The 21,782-nt window shown below is 62.6% G+C and carries 29 protein-coding genes; 2 read left to right on the top strand and 27 right to left on the bottom strand.

The genetic code is table 11. The annotated features are described in order from the left end of the window. Nucleotides 1–98 precede the first annotated feature (98 nt). From DK391_RS36595 to DK391_RS36520, 16 genes are all read right to left on the bottom strand, one after another. Nucleotides 99–623: a helix-turn-helix domain-containing protein gene (locus DK391_RS36595; RefSeq protein WP_109482887.1), complete on the bottom strand. Its 525-nt coding sequence runs from the start codon at nt 621–623 to the stop codon at nt 99–101. A 344-nt stretch (nt 624–967) separates the two neighbouring features. Next, nucleotides 968–1,255, bottom strand: a complete 288-nt coding sequence (locus tag DK391_RS36590) for a hypothetical protein (RefSeq protein ID WP_109482886.1) — start codon at nt 1,253–1,255, stop codon at nt 968–970. Nucleotides 1,256–1,576: 321 nt separating this feature from the next. After that, a complete protein-coding gene (locus DK391_RS36585) occupies nt 1,577–2,350 on the bottom strand; it encodes a hypothetical protein (RefSeq protein ID WP_109482885.1) in 774 nt (257 codons plus the stop codon). A 10-nt stretch (nt 2,351–2,360) separates the two neighbouring features. Beyond that, a complete protein-coding gene (locus DK391_RS36580) occupies nt 2,361–2,975 on the bottom strand; it encodes a hypothetical protein (protein WP_109482884.1) in 615 nt (204 codons plus the stop codon). Between the two features lie 95 nt (nt 2,976–3,070). Beyond that, nucleotides 3,071–3,772, bottom strand: a complete 702-nt coding sequence (locus DK391_RS36575; RefSeq protein WP_109482883.1) for a hypothetical protein — start codon at nt 3,770–3,772, stop codon at nt 3,071–3,073. 298 nt (nt 3,773–4,070) lie between these two features. Further along, on the bottom strand, nt 4,071–4,259 hold the full coding sequence (locus DK391_RS36570) for a hypothetical protein (RefSeq protein WP_109482882.1): 189 nt from the start codon (nt 4,257–4,259) through the stop codon (nt 4,071–4,073). A 670-nt stretch (nt 4,260–4,929) separates the two neighbouring features. Further along, nucleotides 4,930–5,892 carry a hypothetical protein gene (locus DK391_RS36565; protein ID WP_109482881.1) on the bottom strand — a complete coding sequence of 321 codons (963 nt, stop codon included), beginning with the start codon at nt 5,890–5,892 and terminating at the stop codon, nt 4,930–4,932. A gap of 47 nt (nt 5,893–5,939) precedes the next feature. After that, a complete protein-coding gene (locus DK391_RS36560) occupies nt 5,940–7,073 on the bottom strand; it encodes an RNA ligase (protein WP_109482880.1) in 1,134 nt (377 codons plus the stop codon). A 206-nt stretch (nt 7,074–7,279) separates the two neighbouring features. Continuing rightward, nucleotides 7,280–8,119, bottom strand: coding sequence for a competence protein CoiA family protein (locus DK391_RS36555; RefSeq protein WP_109482879.1), 840 nt, complete (start codon nt 8,117–8,119; stop codon nt 7,280–7,282). Nucleotides 8,120–8,738: 619 nt separating this feature from the next. Then, complete coding sequence (locus tag DK391_RS36550; RefSeq protein WP_109482878.1) at nt 8,739–9,461, bottom strand: hypothetical protein; 723 nt, start codon at nt 9,459–9,461, stop codon at nt 8,739–8,741. After that, a complete protein-coding gene (locus DK391_RS36545; protein ID WP_109482877.1) occupies nt 9,458–9,709 on the bottom strand; it encodes a hypothetical protein in 252 nt (83 codons plus the stop codon). The genes DK391_RS36550 and DK391_RS36545 overlap by 4 nt, the downstream gene beginning before the upstream one ends. A gap of 96 nt (nt 9,710–9,805) precedes the next feature. Beyond that, complete coding sequence (locus tag DK391_RS36540) at nt 9,806–10,309, bottom strand: hypothetical protein (RefSeq protein ID WP_109482876.1); 504 nt, start codon at nt 10,307–10,309, stop codon at nt 9,806–9,808. A gap of 237 nt (nt 10,310–10,546) precedes the next feature. Further along, nucleotides 10,547–10,837, bottom strand: coding sequence for a hypothetical protein (locus DK391_RS36535; RefSeq protein ID WP_109482875.1), 291 nt, complete (start codon nt 10,835–10,837; stop codon nt 10,547–10,549). 188 nt (nt 10,838–11,025) lie between these two features. After that, complete coding sequence (locus DK391_RS36530; protein WP_109482874.1) at nt 11,026–11,649, bottom strand: hypothetical protein; 624 nt, start codon at nt 11,647–11,649, stop codon at nt 11,026–11,028. A gap of 333 nt (nt 11,650–11,982) precedes the next feature. Next, the gene (locus DK391_RS36525) at nt 11,983–12,234 is read right to left on the bottom strand and encodes a hypothetical protein (RefSeq protein ID WP_109482873.1); all 252 of its coding nucleotides are present in this window, start codon (nt 12,232–12,234) and stop codon (nt 11,983–11,985) included. 12 nt (nt 12,235–12,246) lie between these two features. After that, nucleotides 12,247–12,519, bottom strand: coding sequence for a hypothetical protein (locus DK391_RS36520; protein WP_109482872.1), 273 nt, complete (start codon nt 12,517–12,519; stop codon nt 12,247–12,249). Nucleotides 12,520–12,869: 350 nt separating this feature from the next. On the opposite strand from DK391_RS36520, the gene DK391_RS36515 reads away from it, so the two are divergent. Continuing rightward, entirely contained in the window at nt 12,870–13,364 is a 495-nt protein-coding gene (locus DK391_RS36515) for a hypothetical protein (protein ID WP_109482871.1), read from the top strand. A 76-nt stretch (nt 13,365–13,440) separates the two neighbouring features. Here DK391_RS36515 and DK391_RS36510 read toward each other — a convergent pair whose 3' ends face one another. From DK391_RS36510 to DK391_RS36470, 9 genes are all read right to left on the bottom strand, one after another. Continuing rightward, nucleotides 13,441–13,731, bottom strand: coding sequence for a hypothetical protein (locus tag DK391_RS36510; RefSeq protein ID WP_109482870.1), 291 nt, complete (start codon nt 13,729–13,731; stop codon nt 13,441–13,443). Between the two features lie 184 nt (nt 13,732–13,915). Continuing rightward, nucleotides 13,916–15,268 carry a hypothetical protein gene (locus DK391_RS36505; protein WP_109482869.1) on the bottom strand — a complete coding sequence of 451 codons (1,353 nt, stop codon included), beginning with the start codon at nt 15,266–15,268 and terminating at the stop codon, nt 13,916–13,918. 159 nt (nt 15,269–15,427) lie between these two features. Beyond that, nucleotides 15,428–15,976, bottom strand: a complete 549-nt coding sequence (locus tag DK391_RS36500) for a hypothetical protein (RefSeq protein WP_109482868.1) — start codon at nt 15,974–15,976, stop codon at nt 15,428–15,430. A 7-nt stretch (nt 15,977–15,983) separates the two neighbouring features. Next, on the bottom strand, nt 15,984–16,256 hold the full coding sequence (locus DK391_RS36495; protein WP_109482867.1) for a hypothetical protein: 273 nt from the start codon (nt 16,254–16,256) through the stop codon (nt 15,984–15,986). 97 nt (nt 16,257–16,353) lie between these two features. Beyond that, the gene (locus DK391_RS36490; RefSeq protein ID WP_109482866.1) at nt 16,354–16,662 is read right to left on the bottom strand and encodes a hypothetical protein; all 309 of its coding nucleotides are present in this window, start codon (nt 16,660–16,662) and stop codon (nt 16,354–16,356) included. A gap of 31 nt (nt 16,663–16,693) precedes the next feature. Next, on the bottom strand, nt 16,694–16,966 hold the full coding sequence (locus DK391_RS36485) for a hypothetical protein (RefSeq protein ID WP_109482865.1): 273 nt from the start codon (nt 16,964–16,966) through the stop codon (nt 16,694–16,696). A 348-nt stretch (nt 16,967–17,314) separates the two neighbouring features. Next, nucleotides 17,315–18,271: a hypothetical protein gene (locus tag DK391_RS36480; RefSeq protein WP_109482864.1), complete on the bottom strand. Its 957-nt coding sequence runs from the start codon at nt 18,269–18,271 to the stop codon at nt 17,315–17,317. A 10-nt stretch (nt 18,272–18,281) separates the two neighbouring features. After that, nucleotides 18,282–18,563 (bottom strand): hypothetical protein, encoded by a 282-nt coding sequence (locus DK391_RS36475; protein ID WP_109482863.1) that lies wholly within the window; start codon nt 18,561–18,563, stop codon nt 18,282–18,284. A gap of 12 nt (nt 18,564–18,575) precedes the next feature. Further along, a complete protein-coding gene (locus DK391_RS36470; protein ID WP_109482862.1) occupies nt 18,576–19,385 on the bottom strand; it encodes a hypothetical protein in 810 nt (269 codons plus the stop codon). Nucleotides 19,386–19,758: 373 nt separating this feature from the next. On the opposite strand from DK391_RS36470, the gene DK391_RS36465 reads away from it, so the two are divergent. Next, nucleotides 19,759–20,109 carry a hypothetical protein gene (locus DK391_RS36465; RefSeq protein WP_109482861.1) on the top strand — a complete coding sequence of 117 codons (351 nt, stop codon included), beginning with the start codon at nt 19,759–19,761 and terminating at the stop codon, nt 20,107–20,109. Between the two features lie 51 nt (nt 20,110–20,160). On the opposite strand, the gene DK391_RS36460 is transcribed toward DK391_RS36465, so the two are convergent. Further along, nucleotides 20,161–20,484: a hypothetical protein gene (locus DK391_RS36460; RefSeq protein ID WP_109482860.1), complete on the bottom strand. Its 324-nt coding sequence runs from the start codon at nt 20,482–20,484 to the stop codon at nt 20,161–20,163. Between the two features lie 72 nt (nt 20,485–20,556). Next, nucleotides 20,557–21,246 (bottom strand): hypothetical protein, encoded by a 690-nt coding sequence (locus DK391_RS36455; protein WP_109482859.1) that lies wholly within the window; start codon nt 21,244–21,246, stop codon nt 20,557–20,559. Between the last annotated feature and the right edge of the window lie 536 nt (nt 21,247–21,782).

Genomic DNA, 21,782 nt, shown 5'->3' with positions numbered 1-21,782 from the left:
CACCAGGAGGTTAGAGCCCCGCTTCCTCCGCGGTCAGCGGTCACCGGGGTGGGTCGCCCGGGAGCGTCAGCGACCCATCTTTAGGTGTTGCAGGGATCTCAGTCCTGCCGTGCCCGCTCACGCTCGTAAGCATTGAGCAGTGCCCGGAGATTCACGCTCATCTGTTTCGCCATTTTGTCGAACGCCTGCTCTCGTTGTGCTTCGCCGCTCTGCTCCGCGACCAGCCACTCAAGGTCCGACCGACGGTAGGTGTTTCGCCCGTTGACCGTTTCCGCCGGGATTCGGTGTTTCTTGATCGCCGCACGCAGCGTATGCACCTTCACTCGGAGGAGCCGCGCACCATCTGGCGCGCTCAGCCGCTCCCGCTCCAGGGGACCGTCGGTCCAGCGTTCGATGAACTTGAGAAGCCGCACCACCGCGAGGCAGGGCTTCTGGTCGCCCCACGCTTTCACGATCGCTTCGTGAAGCGGGCGCCCGTCGATCGTGCGATCTCGACATCCCGCGGCGAGGAGCAGGTGCAGGGTCTCGATGTACGCTTCCGGAATCTGGCTGTGACACCGCGCCCCCGTCTCGACGATGCCGGCGCACATCGTCTCGAGCAGCCCGTCGAGGTCCGGCCGCAACCGTTTCGGAACGGGAAGGTGGGCGATGCTCGGTCGCGAGACGTAGTGACCGTACGACTGGGTGAGGGGGTTCGGAAACGGACCGTCGTGCAGCAGTCGTCCGAGACGTGCCGCCTGGCCTTTCCGCGCAGAAGTTTCGGTTGTAGACCTCGTCAGTGTTGAGCAGCCGCTGAGCTTCGTCGAGTTGTTCGCGCAGCCGGCGTGCGGCTCTCTGTCGTGCGGACGGTCCGCCGTCGGGGATCGTGAGGGTGATTGAGTGCATCGTGGGTACCTCATGATGAGGGGTGGTGGTACCCACAAGCCCGCCGGTGAGGGCGGGCGACAGACCGTTACCGGTGGGTGGGTCATTCGAACACGGTGATGCTGCCCCGCGCGCGGTTTTCCATTTTGCAGAGCATGTATTCCTTCGTTCGTCCGAAATAGGAACGGGGACCCTTGTGGCGCCCGTCAAGGAACTCGAAATCGACCTGCTTTGCGTGCGGGTTGAGGATGTTCGTGTATTCCATGCCTTTGGGAAACTCCACCAGGCGGAGGACGACCGGGCGACCCCACTGCCCACCGCCGCTGCTTGCGGCTTCGATGAGCAGAAGGTCGGTCTTTGCGTTGAGAGTAGCTTTTGCGTGAACAAACATGATGAACTCCGCGAGGTTGGTTGGGCGTTGCGTTGCGCGCTGCCTACACTTTCAAGTTAGCTCTAGAGTTTTTCGTGGTCAATATCAGATCGAGCGAAAAACCCGTAAAACGGCAAAATACCTTTCTTCGTAGAGTGTTTTGCACCTGATCTTTGAAAACCAACCCCATCGATGGAGCGCTGACGCGCTCGTGCCGTCCGCTTCGCGCCCTCGCCAGGGGCTGGAGCCCCGCTTCCTCCCGCGATCAGCGGGCGTCGGGGTGGGGTGCCCGGAGCGCAGCGACCCATGTTGTTGTCATGGGACCCCGCCCGTCCCTTGCGCTCAGATTCGCACCCTCGTCCGGGTCCGGACGGGTCCCGCTTCTTCCGCTGCTTCACGGAGTTCCAACGCTTCGACGAAGCACCGCACCCGGTCGCGTACGACGCCCTGGTCTGCCAACGCGTTGAGCGCGGTCCCCGCGTCGCGCCGCAGTGCCCCGGCGTCCAGCAGGGTCCGCAGCGCGATGACGTCGTCTTCCAGCACCGCGAAGAAGATGGGCTTCTGCCCCATCACCCCCACCGGTTCCCGGAACCCGTGCGCGCCCCCGTGTCGTCGCCCGTTGTCATGCCGATCGGGGACGAACCGTGCCACCACGTTTGCGCCGGCCGCGAGCGCTCGGCGCAACGCCGGGTGGTCATGCCGCTCGAGCGCGTCGAACATGCGCTGGTCCGGTGATCGATAGCCCCCAGCGATCCGCTTCACCGTCGCCCGCCCGACGTTCTGAAGCACGTCCACCGGCTGCTCACGAAGCGCGGCCTTCAACGCGTCGGATCGCCGGTGCCGCCTGGGTGTTGCAAACAAGAGCCCAGCCTCTTCGCACCAGCCCGCCACCACACCGGACATGACCTGGTCGATCGTGCGCCATTCGGTTGCCGCGGAGCGCTGCTGCTCGTGCACCTGCGCATCGTGTATCCCCTCGAGCGTGGTGACCCAGCGCGCCTGCGCTGCTGCCGGGTCGACCACGTCGGGGCAATGGATCAGCGGGACCGCGGGAGCGTGCCCGAGGACCGCCTGGGCGATGGGATGCGGTGCAGGACCGTCAGGACGGGAGGTCATGGGGGTCTCCTCAGAGCCGAGCGCGGGGGCGAGCGCGTTCAGTTACTTCTTGCTGCGTTGCGTCGTCCGCAACGGCTTCGCTCCTCAGGATCGCTCGTTCCTGTTGTACGAACTTGACGTGAGCATTTTCGCGGATCCGCCGGGCTCCCTCGCAGCCCGCACGCCATCGGAGGAGGATGTCGAGCACCGGGTGGGAATCTCCCCATCGGACGGCCGGTTCGTAGAGCCCGGTTGCCGGATCGACATCGCTCAAATCGATTTCGACGCTTTCGACCACGTCGATGATCTCGTCGTCCAGTTCTCGCCCGTCGTCCGCGAGACCGCGTCGCACGCGAGCGTGGATCGACGCCCGGTCATCGCTCAGGTCGGTGCGGACGATGGCGTTCGGAAAGCATGTGCACGCCCCGCCGGTGATGGTCCCGAGCGTCGGTCGGCTGTCGATCATTTCCGTTATAAATCCGGACGTCGTGACGGCGTTGACCGTTCCTGCTTCCGCGATCGGTATTCCCTCCTCTTTCAGGATCATGCGAAATATCGCTTCCACGTCCGGATGGGACATGTTGCGGATGAACGCCTGCGCGTACTCGCTCATTACGGGGGTCTTCTGCTCGCGTTCCGTCGCCATGATGGCTCCTTAGGGGCGTGGACCCACGTCATGCAGGTCCTGTACCCCCAAGCCGGCGTTCCCGCCGGCTGCTAGGAGAACGGTGGGCGGCAGGGTTAGACGGTCGTGCTCGTTTCCAGCGCCTTTGCGTGATGCCGCGCCTCGATGTTCGACACCACGTCCTGCAGAGCCGGTTTGCTGCGCTTCCAAGTGACGGTCTTGCCGATCGCAAGGACAGCACCGTGCTTCGCCGCCCGGGTCACGGCCCCGTCGATCCAGGCGAGGTCGCTCTCGGAGAACGATTTCTTGTACGCCAGCACGCCGAGCGAACCGGACCGGCTGGGCTTGCACACGCACAACAGCAAGACCAGCCACAGCGGACCCACCATCATGTCGGATCCTTCACGCAAAGAGAGGTTGAGGCCCGGGGTCACGTAGAGCGAGACTTCGCGATTCAAATCATCGCGCAGGAGGTCCAGCAGTTCGGGGAATACGTCGGGCTGAACGCCGCACGTGTTTGCGACACGCCAGAAAGCAGGTACCGGTTCCTGGTCGCTCAGGGTCAGCAGTTCTCGAACGAACGCTGAACGACCCTCCGTAGGCCGGACCGAACCGATCACATCGCTCAGCCAAGTGTCGAGGTCGAAGTTGAAACGTTCGGGCACTGCTGTCGGGTCTTCACCGCAAAACTGCTCGCGGATCGCTGCCATCGCGTCGCTGTATCGCCCGGACGCGATGAGCGCACCAACCGCGTTTTCTGCCTCGCGTTTCCGCGTGGCCTGATGTTTGAGGGCGGGATTGATGTTGGTGGTGGTCATGATGAACTCCGGGGGAAGGTGGTTGGCGTTGCGTGGCGCGCTGCCTACACTTTTAAGTTAGCTCTAGGGTTTTCGATGGTCAATATCAGATCGAGCGAAAAAGCCGTGAAACGGCAAAATACCTTTCTTCGTAGAGTGTTTTGCACCTGACCGTTAAAAATCCAACCCGGTCATGGAGCGCTGACGCGCTCGGGCCGGTCCGCTTCGCGCCATCACCCCGGGTGAGAAGCCCCGCTTCCTCCCGCGCTTCGCGGGTGCCGGGGTGAAGGGACCAGGGCGCTCCGCGCCCGTTTCGGTTTTATGCGTTGGGCACGCGCCAGTTCACCCACCCGCCTCCGGTGTAGACCATGTCGATGCGGGCACCGTTCAGCGTCACCACCCGTTTGTCGCCTTCGATCGCTGTCCGTGGTTGCCCGTTCTCGGGGGTGCGGGGGAACGCCGCGGTGTGGGTGTTGCTGTTGCGATCGCTGGTGGTTGCCGTGCTCATGATCTGCCCTTCCCTGTCGTTGTTGCGTCTGTCCGCGGAGCCGTCTCGGCGCGGATTCAGCGATGCACAACGGGACGACCGGTCAAGGGACCGCCACCGGCGGGGCGAAGCGCACCCTTGAGCCGGGTGGACGTGCAGCGCTACGCGTCGAAAAGAGACGGACCGGGGACGGATGCAACGGGGTTGAACGACCGGGGATGGGATGCAGGGCAGCACGACGCCAGCGATCGGGACGCGGACACCGCGTCCAGGTTGGACCGTTTACGGTGATCGAGCAGGTGCAACGCAACCGGAGGGCGTGTCCAGAGGGGTTCTGGTTTACGGTTTGTGGATGAGCATGTAAACACGTAGTAGCAGTTAACAAGCCCCTGGAAAAACTGTGGACAACCCGCGTTTACCGTTTCGGCTCAAGGGGTTCCCGATCGAACAACGTCGTGCACGGGCTGTGCGAACTTATCCAGGTGTTATGAACAACTTTCCACCGTTTTTCGACCGGACCGAGTTACCCCGTTTACGCCCACACCGATTCCACAGCGTTTTTGCGGTGTTGCCAGGGGTGTTGTCCACAGGCTCCCGTGGATAACTCAGTGCCGGTTACAAAAGCACCCGGGACCAGAACGAAAACGGGGCGCTCGTACGCCCCGTTGGTCAGTGGATGATGTGTCGCCGATCAGAGGCTGTCGAACAGGTCGCCGAAGTCGGGGGAGATCTCATTTTGGCCCGTGGAGATCGACGTGGAATCGGTGTCCCGCGCGGCGTCGATCACTCCGGCGTTCGTGACTTGCGAACCGGTCATCGGGGGACCGAGCACGGTGATCGCCGCGCCCCGCGCCTGCGTTAACATCCGCTCTTCCCGTTTGTCGTCCGCCTCCTGCAGATCGCGGAACGCTTTGTCGAGCAGTCCAAGGATCATTTCGTCGCTTTCCCGTTCGATCCCGTCGCCGATCAGCCCCAACATCGTCTCGATGGTCATGCGCTCCACCGGCTTGGCCCGCATGGCTTCCGGCGTGTGCTCCACGATCAGCGCCCACAACGCGTCCCACGCTTTCACCACGAGGTCCCGGCCGAAGATCCACGGTTCGGCGTCGCCACCGTGGTACGCCACGCCGTTGCTACCCTCCACGTCTTCCGGGTGGTCGAGGCGAAACGGACCGAACCAATGGTGCTGGATCGGCTTGTTGTCGTCAGTGAACTTTTCGAACATCAGCCACGACCCGGGAACGCCGTCGATCGGTTGGTCGAGGGTGCATACCGCATGGCCCCCATGCCGGAGTTCGACGTTGCCGAGCAGGCATTGAAAGTAATCGTCGTATTCGGTGGTGCCATCACGTGCGAAGGAATCGACGAGCGACATTTCGATGATGAAGTGGCGCACTTTGCATTGGGGACAGGTGCCCACTTCCAGAAGCGCCGCATACATTTCACGTTTCTGCTGATCTTTGCTCAGCCTGCTCCAGATGCCCTGCACCGTGTCGCCGTCTTCGATGAAGTGCTCCTTGCCCGTGGCCTTCATCGCGTCTTCGATGTGGTCGTCATGGACGATCAGCCGCGGGTTGCCGCAACACGGGCAGTTAATGGTGTGGGTCGCTTCGCCGGTGATAGGCTTGACGTGGATCGTGGGCGGGGTGGTCATAAAATCCTCCAAGGTGGGTGGTGTTTGGGTGTCGATCGGGTCGCCGTTCAGCCTTCCATCGCTTCCGCGAGGGTGTCGCTGGCGAGCGTGCGCAGTCCGAAATCGTCTTTCAGCCGGTTGCGCTCGTACCAGTCCAGCAGGGGGACGTCTTTCCCCTGGTAGCGCTGCATCGCCAGGCCGAACAGCGGATGCCCCTTGTTTGCGAGCGCGAAGTCCTTCCTGTCCAGGTGTCGCCCGGTCTCGTACATGGTCTCGATCTGGTCCATCATTTCTGCCAGGATCGTTTTCAGACGAGCCTCGACCTCCTCCACCGCCGTGAGGGTGACGCCGGCTTCGACGAGTGCCCCCTTCACGTCGTCGAGTTCTTCCGCGAGCGCCAGACGTGCGATGTCACGTTCGCGCAGGAACGAGATGCTGCGGTGCAGCCGCACGTACCACGGGCACTTCACCTTGGTCATGTCGCCGTTGCGAAACTGGATGACGTAGCCCTCGCGCCCTTCCATGCCGCCGAGCGATTCGAGGACCTGCGCCACGGTCATGCCGTCGTAGCGCGGGACCATCGGAACGCTGTATTGCCCGATCAGGGTGTGCACGACGTGGGTGCTGTCGAGCAGCACGTAGTCGCCCGACACGTTGTCGCGCACGTGGAGCAAGCGCAAGGCGGGTTGGTCCTGTTCGACGACGATACGTGCGTCGGGATGGGTCAACTCGAAGATCGCGGTCAGGCCGCGGCTGGCCACATCTTCCGCGAATCCGCGGATGTGCTGATTCGCCGGTTCTGCCAGGAACGCGTTCGCCAGTTGCACCACCTCGGAGTTGAACGATTTTTTCGAGCGCAGCAGCAGCCGCCCGTCCACCCATGCTGTTGCGATCATCGAGCCGTCGAGTTTTTCGAACACCGCGGCGATGTCGTCACGGGCGAGCAGGAGGTCCGGGGTCAGCCAGTCTTTCTCCCCGACGTTGAAAAACTTGTGCAGCGGGCGGGAGACGATCAGCCCGTCAGCGCCGAACGCGACGCCACGGCATTCCAGCGCTTCGGGTGAATCGAAGGTCTTGTTGTCCGCAAAGAGGTAGCAGCCGATGGTTAGACCGTTCGGTTGCGACAGAAAGCGGATCTCCTTCTTGTCCGCCACGATGGGTTGAACGTCTGCGATGTTGCGAATGATTTTGAAGGTCTGCATGGTCTCCTCCGGGAATAAAAAAAGGGCCCCCCTGGTTCTGCCAGGGAGGCCCTTGTTGTGGGGCTGGTCATGGGTGCAACGCACCCCAATGGGAACGTGATCGGCGTTTTGCGCCGTTAGATCAGATGGTCAGGTGGTGCTCCTTGATGGGTGCTGATGGATGTACCTATAACTCGAGCCTTAGAAAACACAAGTATTTCGAGCCATCACCCTTGAGTTGACTTCCACACCTCAACCAGCCGTTCGACCTCTGCGCGGTTCTGCGCGTGCAGCCGTGCTTCGATCTCCGCGCGCTTCACGAGGTCGATCGGCGGGACGATCCAGTGCCTGCGGTCCAGCCCTTCAAGGTGGTCTTGCACCCGGGCGACGAGGTCGGGGCTTTCTTCGTGCGCGCGGAGGTGGTCGAGGTGGATCTCGACGGTGGGATGTCCGACCGCAAAGAGCACCTGCTCTTTTCGCTGATCGACCCGGTGCGTGACGACGAACTCGATCAGACAGGACTTGCCGGACCCGGTGGTGCCGACCGCGTCGGCGACGAGGCGGTAGTCCTGGTGCGGCGTCCACACCCCGTGATCGTCCAGGACGGCGACACCGGCGGTGAACGCCTGCTCAACCGCCACCGATGCGAACTGGTACGCCGGCCGCTCCGGGAGCGCGTGCCGGATGTTGCTCACCAGGTGTTGGTGCGGTGCCACCATGACGCTGTGATAGTGCCCGATCTCGTAGCGCGGCAGGCCGATCGTGCGGGTGGTTTTCAGGACGGCTTTCGCCGCGAGGTGAAGCGTGGTCTCGCTCGTGGCCGGGCAGTCGGTGGACGCGAGGTGGGCGAAGTGCCACACCTGGACATCGCCCTGCTTTGCGGACAGGGGTTCACCGCACCCGACGCACGTGCAATCGCAGGCTTTGCCGTTGCGCGTGCGGGGGTCGAGCGCCCGGACGTGAACCGGGGAGCCGGTGCGGTTGTCGATGGCGATCTTCACGTGCCCGTCGGTGACGGTGCGAGGACGTGAAAGGTCGATGATTCGGGAGGGGGCGACGGTGGTCATGGGCGGTTCTCGGTGATGCCAACATGATCAACGTATGAGAGGACGCATCGCTCGTCAAACGCGGGAGATGGCGTGTCCCTGCGGGACCCCAACCCCATCGGAGCCGGAGGCTCCGGGCCCGACGCTCCCGCGCAGTTTCCAGGGGTTGGGGTGTGACGCACCTCAGGCGGTGGTGCCCGCCGGAATCACCGAAGGTGCCCTGCGGGCGGAGTGCCTTTCCCTCCCGGAGGGGGTTTTAGCCTCGTCGTGGTCGAGCCGTTCCGACCGTTCCGGCCGTCGGTAGCGACGCGATGTGCTCGGCGTGGCGCCTGAAGCATTTCAATCCGTTCCGATCGCTGGGGGAGCACGGAACTGTGACCGATCTTCCGTTCTTGGCGACGAGTTTGGCGTGTTTGTGGCGTCCTTTTGGTATAAACGTCCAGCCATCGCGGACCATCGCTTTGACCTGATTGTTGTAGTCTTTCGATGACGAGTAGCACATTGCACCGCTCCGGTTCGTTTGGGGGAAGTGCCCCGACGAACGGGCGGATCGCTGGCATGTCTCCAGCGGGTCGCGTGTGCAAGAGCCACATTTGTCGCTCCAGCCCGGGACCACTGTCAATATTTGCCGTGGAATGGGTCAGAGCCTGGCCCGCGCACGGCGGACGGGTTGCTCGTCGCCCTGCTCCGCCATCGCCTGGTCGGCGGTCGAGCACAGCGCGACGTCGTTCAGCGCGTCGAGGTAGCGGGTCATGATGTTGAGCGCGTATCGGTCGAACCCGCCGCCCGTTGCGCCGAGAATCGCCATCACCTCCACCTCGGATTTGTTGTCCCAGTCTTCCATTTCGACCGCGCCGCTCGCACCACCTTCACCATATTCGCATTTGATCCAGTTGGACGTCCCACCGCGATTCAACTCGATGATGCCCAGCCACAAGGGGTCCAGCACCTCTTCGAACGTGTTCGTCCGCTTCATCCATGACACCTCAAGCCCCGAGAAGAGGTGCCGCCGGGTGTTAGGCTTCGCCAGACGTTCTGCGACGATCGCCTCGTACCGACGATCAAGCTCGTCCAGCCCCACAGACCAGTCGCGCTCCTGGTCAAGCAGGATGTCGCTCAACACGTGCCGGGTGTAGCACACCTGCCCGTTGGGCCATACGTGTTTGCCGTCGACAAAGTCCGAACCCCATACCCGCCTTTGCACCGCGATCCACCCGTCGTCGTCCTTGAGTGGAATCTCGCGTTCTGCGTGCGGAATGACCTTCTTCCAGGCGTCGGGAAGCGTCACCCAGCGAAGCTCGGTCACGGTGAACGCGTCGCTTATCGCGTGCACGTCGTCGAGATCGAAGATTCGCTGGTTCATCGCTGCACCCCGTCCCGTGCGTCGAGGGTCGCCTTCGATCGCGCAACGGTCTGCTTGTCGAGGTCAAGCCCGTAGGTCGCGTCGTTCTCCGGTGCGGCGGGCGTTTGAGCCTGCGCCGCCGCCACGGAACGGGTGCCGTCGTCGGACGGCGCGTTCTCGTTCGACAAGATCGTGACGATCAGTGCGACGGACAGCGCGACGCCGAGGAGCAGCAAGGTGGCGGCGCCGAGCTTGAGAAGGGTGTTCATGCGGGGGTCTCCGGGTTGAGGCACCGGGTGGTGCCTGTACCGGAAAACCAGCCCTGGTCGGACTGGCCCTGGTCGAACGTGGGTGCCCCAACCGGTTCAGGCTGCGAGCGCGAGGGTGAACGCCGGGTAGGGGTTGTACTTTGCTTCGAAGTCGTCCGCCGCCCCTCGTCCCATCGATTCGAGCGCGAGGGTGATCACGTCGATGAACGTCGCGACCTCGGACGTTTTTCCATCGCCCTGCAGCCAGCCGCCCAGTTCGGCGACCGCGTTCTGGACTTTGCTGAACGTGAAGCGCAGGCCGAAAAGATCGAGCGCTGAGAGCCAAACGCCGGCGACGCCAGAACCTTGCCAGCCGTCCAGGTGCACCTCGCGGTGCTCGTCACGCACCAGGTGAACCAGGTGCTCGCGTCCGTTCAGCGTCAAGGCGAGTTCGATGTGAATCGGTGCAGGTGCCCGCTCGACCATCCGGATATACCCGTCTTCGTCGATACTGGGTGTGTAATCGGTGCGGGTGGTGGAGGTGGAGCCGTCGATGCTGACGACGTGTGCAGACAGCAAGGCGAGTTCAAGGGCGCGGTCCCGGGCGGTGTAAGCGTGCATGACGTCCTCCTGGTGGTGTCGGGCTTGCTCGCGGAAACGCGCATCGCCTACACCACCTTAGCTCGAGTGGCTCGGAACTCAAGAGGGTCGCGCAAAAATACTTGCGATGTTGGGAGGGAACGTTGTATCAGGGTGTAAAGCACCCAGGTGGGGTTCGTGATTTTCACGATTTCAGAACGGGAACGCCACCCGAAGGTGGCGCGGACGTCATGCGTGAGGGTGCTGCGGGAAGCGCCATTACGACCAGATCGTACGCCCGATGGGCGACTGCTGCTGCCACCGGTAAAGCGAGTAGACGTGTGCCCCGCCGACGACGATGAGCCAGCCGAAGACGAAGGCGCCTCCCTTCAACACGGTCAGAAGCACAGAGCCGATGCCTGCTCCCTGCGCCACCATGACGGCGCTGATCATGACGACCGCGATGAACGCCAGGAGCGAGGGGATTGCGATGGCCATCTGCACGCGCATTTGAATACGATCAAACGCACTGGCACCTTGAGATGCCCAGCGGTCGTAGAGTTTGAACATGAGAATCCTCCTGATTAGTGGATGATGGTTGGACAACGGTCGAAGCACGCACGTGCTCTTAACCCAGGTTACCGCCTCGACCGACGAGCACAAGAGCCGGAGCGCAGGATTTATGTGATCTCGGTTCTGCCGCGCCGGCAGTCGATGATCGTGATCGGAGTGCGCCTCATCACACGTGCCGGACCCGATCAGGATTTGTTGATCGTCCGATTGACGGGATAGGCGGCCGCCACGAAGCTCGCGAACTTACTGATACGTTCAGCCTCCTCCGGCATTTTCGCTTCGGGGTGCAGGACCATGGTCACGGCGATGCGCCGATCGCAGTTGTGCTCCGCCATGATCTTGTCCGCACGCGCCTTGATCGTTTCGTGGTCGAGGGTCATCGGGTCCGGGCCGTCGCCCCAAGTGCGAACGACGCCGGTTTGCGATCGAGCCATGTTGTGTTCTTTGAGGGCCTGGACGATGGCTTTTCGCACACGGCCCGCTTTGAGAAGCGCGGTCATACCGCCCCCGCCCCCCGCCACCACGGTACCGATCAGCGTGAGGATGCCCACGAACATATTTCCCATGCGCGCTACCTGCGCGATGGAGAATCCGAGAAAGTGACAGCCTATGTAGACGGACAACGTCAGGGCCGGCGCCCCGTAAAGCCAGAACTTGTCGTTTGAGTTGAACGTCTTGATGAACTTGCCCCGCAAACGGTGAGGGATCTTCGCAATGCTCGTGACATACATTGCGAAGATGGCAGCGACCAGGACGATGTCCAGGTAGGCCAGTGCCGTCATAACTTCAAAAGAAAGCTCGCGAATCATGGGGTCTCCTCCTTGGGTTGTCGCTCACCCGACGTGGTGAGCACCGTGCGCGCTGTCTGGCGGGGCGGTTGTTCCGCCTGTTTCGTTCCACGCGCTATCAACCCACCCTACTGCTTTGGTCGTGAAACACAAGAGCCGGGAGGCGTTATTTTTCTGTTTCTGGAGTGTGATGCACCCAGCGCAGGATGAGCCCCGCCCGGATCCGCGAGCGCTGTGCGGGGTGATGGCCTGGACCGGCCGGGGTAGCGTCTGACGCTTCGCGGATGCAACTTATCGTCATGGAAAAAAAGCCCTGGCTCTCCCAGGGCTTCGACCATTTCGTCGGGGTTATCACTATTCCTGCCGCACGGGGCGCGTGATGGTGATCAGGCGCCCCCGCAAATCCTTGCGGACGAAGGTCCATACAACGACATACAACACGATCAACGTCGAACAGCACGCCATGAAGAAGACCCTGTCCAGGTCCTGCTTCGACAACCCGCCACCGCCGTAATGGGGGGACCAGACGAGGCTCACGTCAATGCACAGTTTCGTGGTTAAGAAGAGCGTGAGGACGAGGTTCACCCCGCGAAGGAGCCCGGCCAACGCAGGGCGGTCCTAGACGATTTCATCGAGAAAGTCCGAGACGTCGATCCTCCTCAGCACGCAGAAGAGGAACAACAATGCCGTGCCGAATAGCACCGCGTCACACACGATGCGGCTGACCTGTTCGTAGCGCGCGTAATGGGCGTAGACGAACCCGTTGAGACCGGTTGCGACGATGAGCCAGGTGACAAGCGCGATGACCGCCACGAGCCCGATCGCAGCGGCGTGCCCGGTGCGTAGTAACGTGTAGGTGCGCTGCTCGATCTGATTTTCTTGGGGCATCATCTTTCCCTCCGATGTGATGGCGCCGAACGCCTGGGGACGTACCGATACCAAACGGCGCGAGGATTGCAACAGGGGATGAAAACACTGGGGACCTAGCGGTCCCGGGCGACCCGCTTCGCGCCATTTTCTTCGGATCAGGGTGCGCAGCACCTGGTGGTGGGGTGGAGCCCGCCGTCCAGCACCGAAGGTGTCACGCGGGCGCGTGCCCCTTCCCGCCGTTTGAGGTTTTTCCGCTTGCGGCCCTTGTTTTTCCCTTCCAAGCTCTTGCCAACGCCGCTGCATCCCCTACCCTGGATCTACCCCATCGCCGCGTTCCACGACGGCGCCACCGACCACGAGAGGAGGAGACCATGCGCAAACCGACCGTTCCACGCACCCGCGTCGTCCCGGCTGTTGCCCGTCCGACGTTCGCCCCACCCATCGACGTCGCGGATCGACTGCTGCCGCGCGCCCCGTCCTCGCCCAGCACGGCACGCACACCTTCCGTCATCCGTCACGCGATGCGACCGCTTCACGCGATCGCATCGTTCTTTGGCGTCACGACCCTGCCCGACAAGCCGCACACGCTGGTTCAGAAGGTCGTGCACGTGATGGAATGGAGCGCGATCGCGGTGTGCGTCCTGCTTGCGATGCTTGAACCGATCGTTGGGTTGTGGCCGTTCCTCCTGGCGGTGCAGGTGACGGCGTTGTTCGTCATCGTCATGCGGATGCCGCCGGACCGTCCGCAACCGTCGCTGGACACTGAAGATCCCTCGATCGCATTGGACAAACCGCTGATTGAGCGGCGGGAACGCCGGCGTGCGACGATCGAGGCGAATCGCGAAGTGGTGATCGAGCAGGGTTGAGCCGGATGCGTGGGAGGATGTGAAAAGCCCGGGGTGACCAGGGCTTTGCGCTGTGCTGTGGATTCGCCGCCTCGCCTTACAAACGGCGACGTCCGCGCGGTGTCGCCGTTTCCGCCTCGGGTTCTGCTTCGTTCAGCGCCTCGCGAAGCACGGCCTGTTGGCGCATGACCTCCCGCTTGTTCAGCATCGCTTGGACTGAAAGGCTCCAATGGGCCAGCAGATTGGCTTCTTTCCACCAGAAGTCGCCCAACTTGGTGAGGGCGTCTTCGACCGTGATGCCGCTGGCGACATCGTCGTCGATCGCTCGGGCGGTGGCCCGAAAGTTATTGGCTGTGGTGGGATCGAGGTCGGCTACGGTGATGGTCATGGGTCTCGTGCATGAATGAGCGTTGCCGCCCGATGCCCCAGGTTAAGACAACGACTTCTGAAGTCAATGCAGCGGAGTCAAAGACGTCGGCGACTGCGCACCGGTGCCGCAGGTTCTACGTCGGTTTCTGCTTCGACCAGCGCCTCGCGCAGAACCGCCTGCTCGCGCTGGATCAGCATGAGACTCAGAGCCGGCGCCGCGGTTTTGCCTGCATCTCGGGGAGATCCGCCACCACCTCGCTCAGCATTTTCTCCTCGCGTGCCTGCAGCACCGCCCGCACGTGGTCGGGGTCCATATCGGCGAACCTGCTCCGCTCGAAGCGGTCGCTGTCGAGGTAGGCGAACACGTCGTGTGTCGAAGCATCACGGTTCAGCAGGTGCTCGACCATCGCGTGGTGCCCGCAGTGAATGGCGCCGAGCACCGCCTCCGCCCCGAAGTCGCCGGCGAGGCTCGCACCGTGCCCGAGCAGCAGGTCCACGATGTCGGTCCACCCGCTTTGCGCCGCCGCGCCGACCGAGTAGGACAACGTCGAAAACTCGATGACGGGGTCAACACCCTCGCTGAGCAGACGTAGGGTCCATCGCATCGCGTCCTCTTCGTGAAGCATCGGAACCTGAAGGACGCGGCATAAGAGCATTCCGTTCGCCAGTGGCACCGTCGTGATGCCCATCGCGACCAGGCGGTCCCGGACCACGATCCAGCGTTCGAGGTGGTCGATCGAGTCGTGGGTCTGGGAGAGCAAAGCGCCGAGGCGGCGCCGGATTCGAACGCGCTTGCGGCCGTTCGGTTTGTGACGTGCGGTCTCGTGCAGGTTGCTGAGCGCCAGGTCGTAGTGGTGGTCCACGTAACGCCGGAACAGCGCCTGCATGGGACGGTCCAACGCTTTGAAGGTCGATGGGACATTCCACCCACTACGCCTCGTGATCCGGACCAATGTGTTGGGGGTGAACCACCCATCCGCATTTTGCCAAGGGCTCCCGTCTTTCCTGTGCCGATCGAAGAGCGTCCTTGCGACGTCGAGAAGGTGCCACGCGTGTTCGATGTCCGGGAGGTGCCGTTGGTCACGACGTTTTCCGGGATGCTTCGTCGTGCAAGCCAGGATGTGCATCCAGACCTCCTCTTGCATCGTTGTGTAGAGGTCCCTGGTCAACATCGTTTCGATGAGCGCGTACATCAACAGGTCGCCACCGTCCTCCCATATTGCCGGGTCGCTCAGCATTTTTGGGATGCTACGGCGCCAGTCCGGGAGCGCGCGGAGAAACCTGCGGTGCGCCTCGTGGACGTCCGTGTCGATCCCCGTCGGGATGGTGATTCGTTGTGAGTCCTCCGGGGTGAACGACGACACTTCGGCGATCCAGTGATTTTCTGCCTCGTCGCGATCGGTGGTTTCGTCGTTTCGCTGCACGCACTCGCGATAGAGTACGCCCTGTCCGTGGTCTATCCTCGCCTCACGGATCAGTTTGAACCGTTCGTCTGAACCGGGCGGTTCTGCCGCGAGCCGGGTCCGCAGGATCTGCATGTCCAAGATCTCATTCATGGATGGTGGCTTCCTCGGTGGTTGGTCTCGGTCTCGTGCCGGACCTCGTTCGACCCACACTAGCGACCGGACGGAAAATCACAAGATCGTGGGACCGGGTTTCCGGTGCCATCGTCCAGTGGGCTGGTCAAGTCGGGGTGCCGATGCACCCCGATCGGCTCAGAGCCGCTTTCTCCTTGCCGATGGTGTCGTACCCTCGACCGATTCCACCGCCGCCGCGAGCGTTAACCGCTCGCGCTCGACGCGCTGCCGGCACCCGACGCGCCGGATTTCCGCCATGCTCCGGCCTTCCAGTAGATCGGCGTATTCCTCGTCGTCGTCGTCGGTAAATCCGTCGAACGCTGCCTCGGCGTCGCGCAGCAACTCAATGACGAGGGTCACGTCGGATAACGACTCAAGTTCTGCCACGATGCAGAACCAGACCGACAGCCGGCCGCCCTTAAAGCCTGTTTCGACCGTGCTGTTGAGCCCTTCCGCAGTGACGAAACGTAGTGCGGTTTTGAGGAGCGCCACGACGTCCGGTTTCTCGCGGTGATCCTGGAAAAACATCGGCTCGATCAGCAGATCCAGCACGTTCAGGCCGTGCTCAACGTACGCTGCGAGGCAGGACGTGTTTCGCTCTTTCCAGGGCAACCGCACGATTGCCTTGATCGCCGGATCCTCGCCGCTTGGGAAGCGTCGGTAGTGTGTGGATGGTACGGTGGTCATGATGCCCTCACAGATTGCTGGTGTTGCGCACTTCCGGCCCGGTGATCTGGGCGAACAGCAGCGTGGCCACCAGCGCCGCGACGATCACCACCGTGATGGGGAACAAGATGATCGTGGCGACGTTGAACAGCACCATCCCCGCGAGGAACCCGACGCCCAGGGACAGCACGAGAACGGCGGTGATGACGAGCCCGAGCACGCTGAAGACGGTGAACGCGACGAGGGGGATGCTGATGATGGCCAGAACGAGGTAGGAAAGGTCGAACGATGCGTTGATCATGATTGGAAGTCCTCCTTGGGTTATGGGCACCGGCGGTGCCTGTACCCCAAAACCAGCCCCGAGGGACTGGCGACTGGGAGGACGAAGGTGGTAAGTGTTAAAGGTCGTTGAACCCCACGACGATCCTCGGTTCATTCTTTCGAGCTTCGATCAGCCGGGCGATGTCGTCGTCGTCCAGTCGGTCTGCGATTTCCTCCAGATCGGCCGTTTCGCGAGCCTGGCTTGTGCTCATGTGGTCGAAACCGCGTACGGCGTACCAGAGGATCCCCACGGTGATGAACGCCGAGAACGCCAGCCAGTAGGTCTCCGCCGACATCGGACTGTTTCCTCCGTGTTGGCCGGTGATCGTCGCCAGAGCCAGCGTCGCCAGAGCAAGGCCGAAGAAGGTAAGAGGAGTGCGGTGCATGATGGATGGTCTCCTTGTTGGATGGATGGGGTTACCAGGCGGTGATGACGACAGTGCCCGTCACCTGGATCAGGTGCCCGGTCGCTGCGTCGCGAAACTGGTAAGCACCGTGCCCGTCGTGCGGCATGTCGATCGAACCCGCCGTCGTCCACTGACCGATGAGCTTGCCGCCGTCATACAGTTGAACCGTCTTCGAATCGGTGTTTCCCAGGACCATACTGTCCACGCGCTTGGGCAGTATTAAGAAGACGAACACGATGAAAAGAGCCAGAAGCGCGGATACGGCGATGTGAAGGAAACGCATGGCGGGGCTCCAAAAAAAAAGCCCTCCGGCGGTTTAGGCCAGAGGGCTTCTCGGTCATGGCTGCGGTATGCAGCCCGGTGGGAACGTTGTGCCCTTATCGTCTCTCCAGGGATTTTTAAGTCAATAGCAAAACGAGCGCCGTACCCTTAAAAATGCAAAAATACTTGCGTCATGGGGTGCGTTGCACCTGATGCGATGACAACCCAAGACCTGGGGCGCTGACGCGCCTGGGCGACCCGCTTCGCGCCATCGCCCGGAGGGATGGAGCCCGCCATCTGCTCGCCGTTGGCGTTCGCGGGATGGTGCCTCCCTGCCGTTTTAGGGTTGCCCGAAGGGATCGCGTCCCGCTCACATTCGCTTGCGAACGTAGACCGGTGCCTCTTGCTCCGTCTCCGCCATCGTCTGGTCAGCGATCGCGTTGAGCGCTTCCGCTTCGCGGCGACGAAGCTCGACGTCCACCTCCTTCAGCAGTGGAATGACGTCTCGAGCACCCGCGTAGATTCTTGACCGCATGTTGTACAGCAGGCTTTCAAGACGCTCGACCGTCACATCGACACCCTTGTTGCGCAAGAGCACCACTTGGTCGATCATCACGTCCTGTCGTTTCGCAGGATTCACACAGTACGTGGTCGCCTCAAGGAACACGAACCACGCCATCTGGCCCGTCCCATAACTTTCGACCACGCCGGTGTCGAGGTCTTCGCGTGTCATGTCCAAGATGAGCCGCTGGTAGACCGTGGGTTCGCAGCATAGCCACTCTATCGATGAACGCGGTGAGCGCACCAACAGGTGGGGTGGAAAACCTTGATCGAGCAGCGCCCGGACGACGTCCACGATGAACGCTCGATGCCGGGGCTCCGACCCATCCATGCTGGGGAGCACGCCACCTCGCCGGGCTTTCAGCAAGCGTTGAAGCATCTCGTGAACGTGCCACGCGCGTAGCTCGAGATCGTCTGCGTAGAACTCATCGGCTATGGCGATGGTGTAGGCTGCAATGTGTTCCGCCGTGCCGGACATGAGCAGTGCCCGAACGTCTCGGTAGCCGAGACAATGGAGTTGGCGTCGGCAGTACAGGTAGAGCTTGACGTACCCCGCGAAGGTCCGATACCGCTGGACGATGGTGGGCGCCGTTGGGCTTTTATGTCCTTGAGCCCCTGCGATCAAGAGTGCTTTGCTCCACCAGTGTGGTTGCGCAAGACGTTCTATCAGGACCGGCCGAATGACGATATGTCCGTTTGCGTCGTACTCGTACTCCGGTTTCGGGGACCGGGTGAGCTTCAGAAACAGGGCTCGCAGGTTTGCCATGATGGTCTCCTTATAGTCGCGCACGAGGGCGGGGTTGAGCGGGCGCATCGTCGGACATCGCTTCGTCGGCGAGCGTGTGCAGTTGTGCCCGCACCGCCGCGGTGATGTGCGCCTGGGCCGTGTCGGGGTCGAGCATGCAGAGGTTCAGCACCTCGGCCGGGTCCCAATCACCGCCCACGGTGGCGATGTACTCGTCGCGCAGGTCCTCCGCCGTCGTCTGCGTCAGGTAGCGAGCGGCCATGTTGAACGGGTTACGGCGAAGCATTTCCACAAGCGAGGTGCGGGGGAGCATGGTGGTCTCCTGTTAAAGGCGCTTGCGAGCGCGTGGTTGTGCGGGTGTCGTTGCCACTTCGTCGGCGATCGCGTGCAGTTCTGCCGCGAGCACTTGCCGCCGATAGGTCGCGAGCGCGATGCGCCCGTTGGGCAGGTCTGGTGCAAAGGGTTGACGCTCCTGCGGGATGATTCCTTCGAACCGGTCGTCCATGAGGTCCGCGCCGGCGGCATGGAGCCTCGGGAGAATCACGTTGAGGTAATGCTCCTCGGTGTGTTCCTGCTCTACTCCATGGCCGTGGATGGCATTCTCCCAGTGGGCCACCTTCCAGGACCCATCGCTGGAATCTGCGTTCAACACCTCGGGGGTGATCCGTGCGAGCAATGCGTCCAAACACTCTGAGTTTGCGAGCACGCACCGATTGCCCAGCAGTTGTTCCGGGTTGTCCAGAAACGGGATGGTGTGTAGCACCACGTCGAGACGCTGGGTCATAAAACCCGTCGCGAGGCTAAAAGCCATCGCCGCCGTATCCCGATTGATCAGCGGAACGATCTCGTCCAGTGGTACCCCTCCAAACCGTAGCGTCTGACGCATCAACCATTTTTCTGCATCGTTCCAGGTCCGAACGGTCTGCGGCGGAACCAATGAGAACGTCTCGTCGTCCTCCCGAACGTGACCGAGTTCGCTCACAAACTGTTCGACCAGTTTGGGCTTGCGTTGCTCGACCATCACGCCCGCGCGCTGGATCAGACCGTTCAGCAGGTCGCTTCGGTGCTTCTGAAGTGGGTTGCTCGGGATGGTCCAGACCTTCGGGGTCAACGGCCTTGCGATCAAGTTGTTCATGAGATGAACTCCAATGAAAAAGCCCGACGGGGTTCGCCGGGCTTTCGGTCTGGTCGCTTTGTGCGACCCAGGTTGAACGGTGTGAGGTGCTGCAAACCCAGGTTAGCTCAAGTGGCGCAGAACACAAGAGGGGTTGCGAAGAATGTTTTCGTTTCAGGTGGTGTTGCACCTGATGGTGAAGCGAAACGCGCGCAAACCGATCATGGAGCGCTGACGCGCTCGTGCGATCCGCTTCGCGCCATCGCCCGGAGGGATGGATCCCGCCCTCCTCGCCGTTTCAGGTTTTTCCCGAAGGCTTGTTGCATTCCTGCCTGCTTCTGCTATCTGTACATCATCGCCCAAACACTGGGCACATAAACCAACGGAGGAGACCATGTTCAAAACGCTCATCAGCAAGATTCGCCCCGCCCATGCCTCGGCCCCTGCCTTGGATCAATCGCCCGCCCAACGCCCCATCGTGGTCATTGACCGTGACGGTCCTGCCAAGATCACTGCGGCGATCGAACACGGCGACTTGGCGAGCGCCCGGACACTCCTGGGTCACCTGCGCTCGAACCTCGAGGACATGAAGAAGCAGGACCCGTCCGGCCTCCCGATCATTGAATCCGCCATCGCGAATCTCGACGCCGCGATCGAATCAGCGTCGGCGTGCGAGGAGACGGCAAACACGGCGATGCACAACGTCCTCGCCGACCCGAACGCCGGGCATCCGACGCGGCACTGATCGTCACGCCCCAAGCAAAAGCGGACCCTCGGGTCCGCTTCGTTTTGCAGTTCACCCATGGATGGGACACGGGTCGCCGCGCGAGTTGTTGCAGCCCGAGCATTCCGCCATTTCGGCCATTTCGTCGTGCCGGCTCCATCCGTCCAGCCATTCCCGTTTGAGTTCCGGCACGTCTGCGAAAAAGGGAGAACATTCGATGTCTTCCCCCGTCTCGTGCGCCACGGACGCGTCGCGGTAACCGAGCACCTGCGCCTCGATCAGCGCCTCGTACGTCATGTCCTCGGCGTTCGGGTCGCCGATCATGGCAATCTTCGCCAGAACGAAGTCCCCCCGTGCCTCGAGGTAGGGGTCGGTGCTTTTGTAGGTCGTGGTCATGGTCGTGGATCTCCGATGTGTCGATGGGGAGCGGGACCGACAAACCGTAGCGTGCGGTCCCGTGCTCGTTCGTCATGCCTTGAGCGGCTTGCGCGTGCAAATCGCCGCTGCCGTTGCGCTGCGCGGGAAGCCCTGGACGGTCGTGTGGTCCTGGAGCGCCGTTTCGACGTCGGTGTGCAGCGTGTTGCCGGCGAAGTGGACACCGTAGAGGACCACTGCCGCGAGGGCACCTTTCTTGAACGCTTCAACCGTCAGGAGCTTGCGGACCTCGGGGGTCATGCGGCCGGCGTGGCGGTGCGCGATGCGCTGCAGGACGCCGCCGATCAGACCTGCGGAGAACGATCGACGCACGGTGATCCGGTCCGCGCCCAGTGTCACGCGCTGCGGACCTTGTGCGGTCAAACGGAAGTGCTCGACCGGGGTCTTTCCGCCGAACGTGCCCGGGGTCGATGCCTGGAGCGGGAGTAGGAGCTTGAGGACCTGCTTCTCGCTGGGACCGTCCACCCATTCGACCATCACCCGCGTGTGGTTGTCCGCTTGGTGCGTCTTCACGTAGAAGCGTGCGCCGGACTTGCCGAACGCCTCCGCCAGAACGCTTTGGACCAGTTGTGCCGTGCCCACGAGGTCCAGGACGTTGGCGAGGACCGCCGGTGCGGTTGCCGTTGCCGGGGTTTGCTGTTGAAAACCTGCTGTCGGGAGAGCCTGGGGTGCGCGGAAAGCGCGGTTTGCGTTGGTCGTGCGGGTCTGTTGTGCGCTGGTCATGGTCCTTGCTCCTTGGTGGTTGTCCTGCCATCGGGTTTCGCCTGGCGCCGATGAACACGAGCAAGGGACCCGGGCCGTGGGTGAGACCAAAGCCGCACGCCGTGAGCGACCGAAGGGAGCGAGGGGATCGGGTGCCGGCGAAAGCGGAGCGCGCCCATGGACCATCGGGGGACCGTTCGTGTAGGCGTCCGGGAAAGGCGAACCGGGGGCAGACCGCCAAGGGATGGATCGACGCACAACGGGGGAGACCTGCACGTCACCGCGAAAGCGGTGATCGCTTTGCCCAGGGTGTGAAGCACCCTGCGTTTGGAAATGTGGTCGGGCTGTCGACGTGGTCAGAGGGTAAGGCGGTGCCTCGGTGCCAACCCCAAGCGGGTGCGGAGCACCCTGCACTCGCCCGGAGGCACCTACCGGTGAGGGAGCCGGGCTGATTCCGGAGGAGAGAGCGCGAAGCGGGAGTGCCCCGGGAGCGCATGCGACCCCGGACGGGTTGGGGGCTGGTTCCGGGGTTGGAGGTGGGGGGGGGGAGGGGTTGG

This window comes from Paraburkholderia sp. C35 (genome assembly GCF_003121405.1).
Taxonomy (GTDB): Bacteria; Pseudomonadota; Gammaproteobacteria; order Burkholderiales; family Burkholderiaceae; genus Paraburkholderia.
Note: the sequence above shows the minus strand (reverse complement) of the source record. Positions and strands in the feature narration are given on the sequence as shown.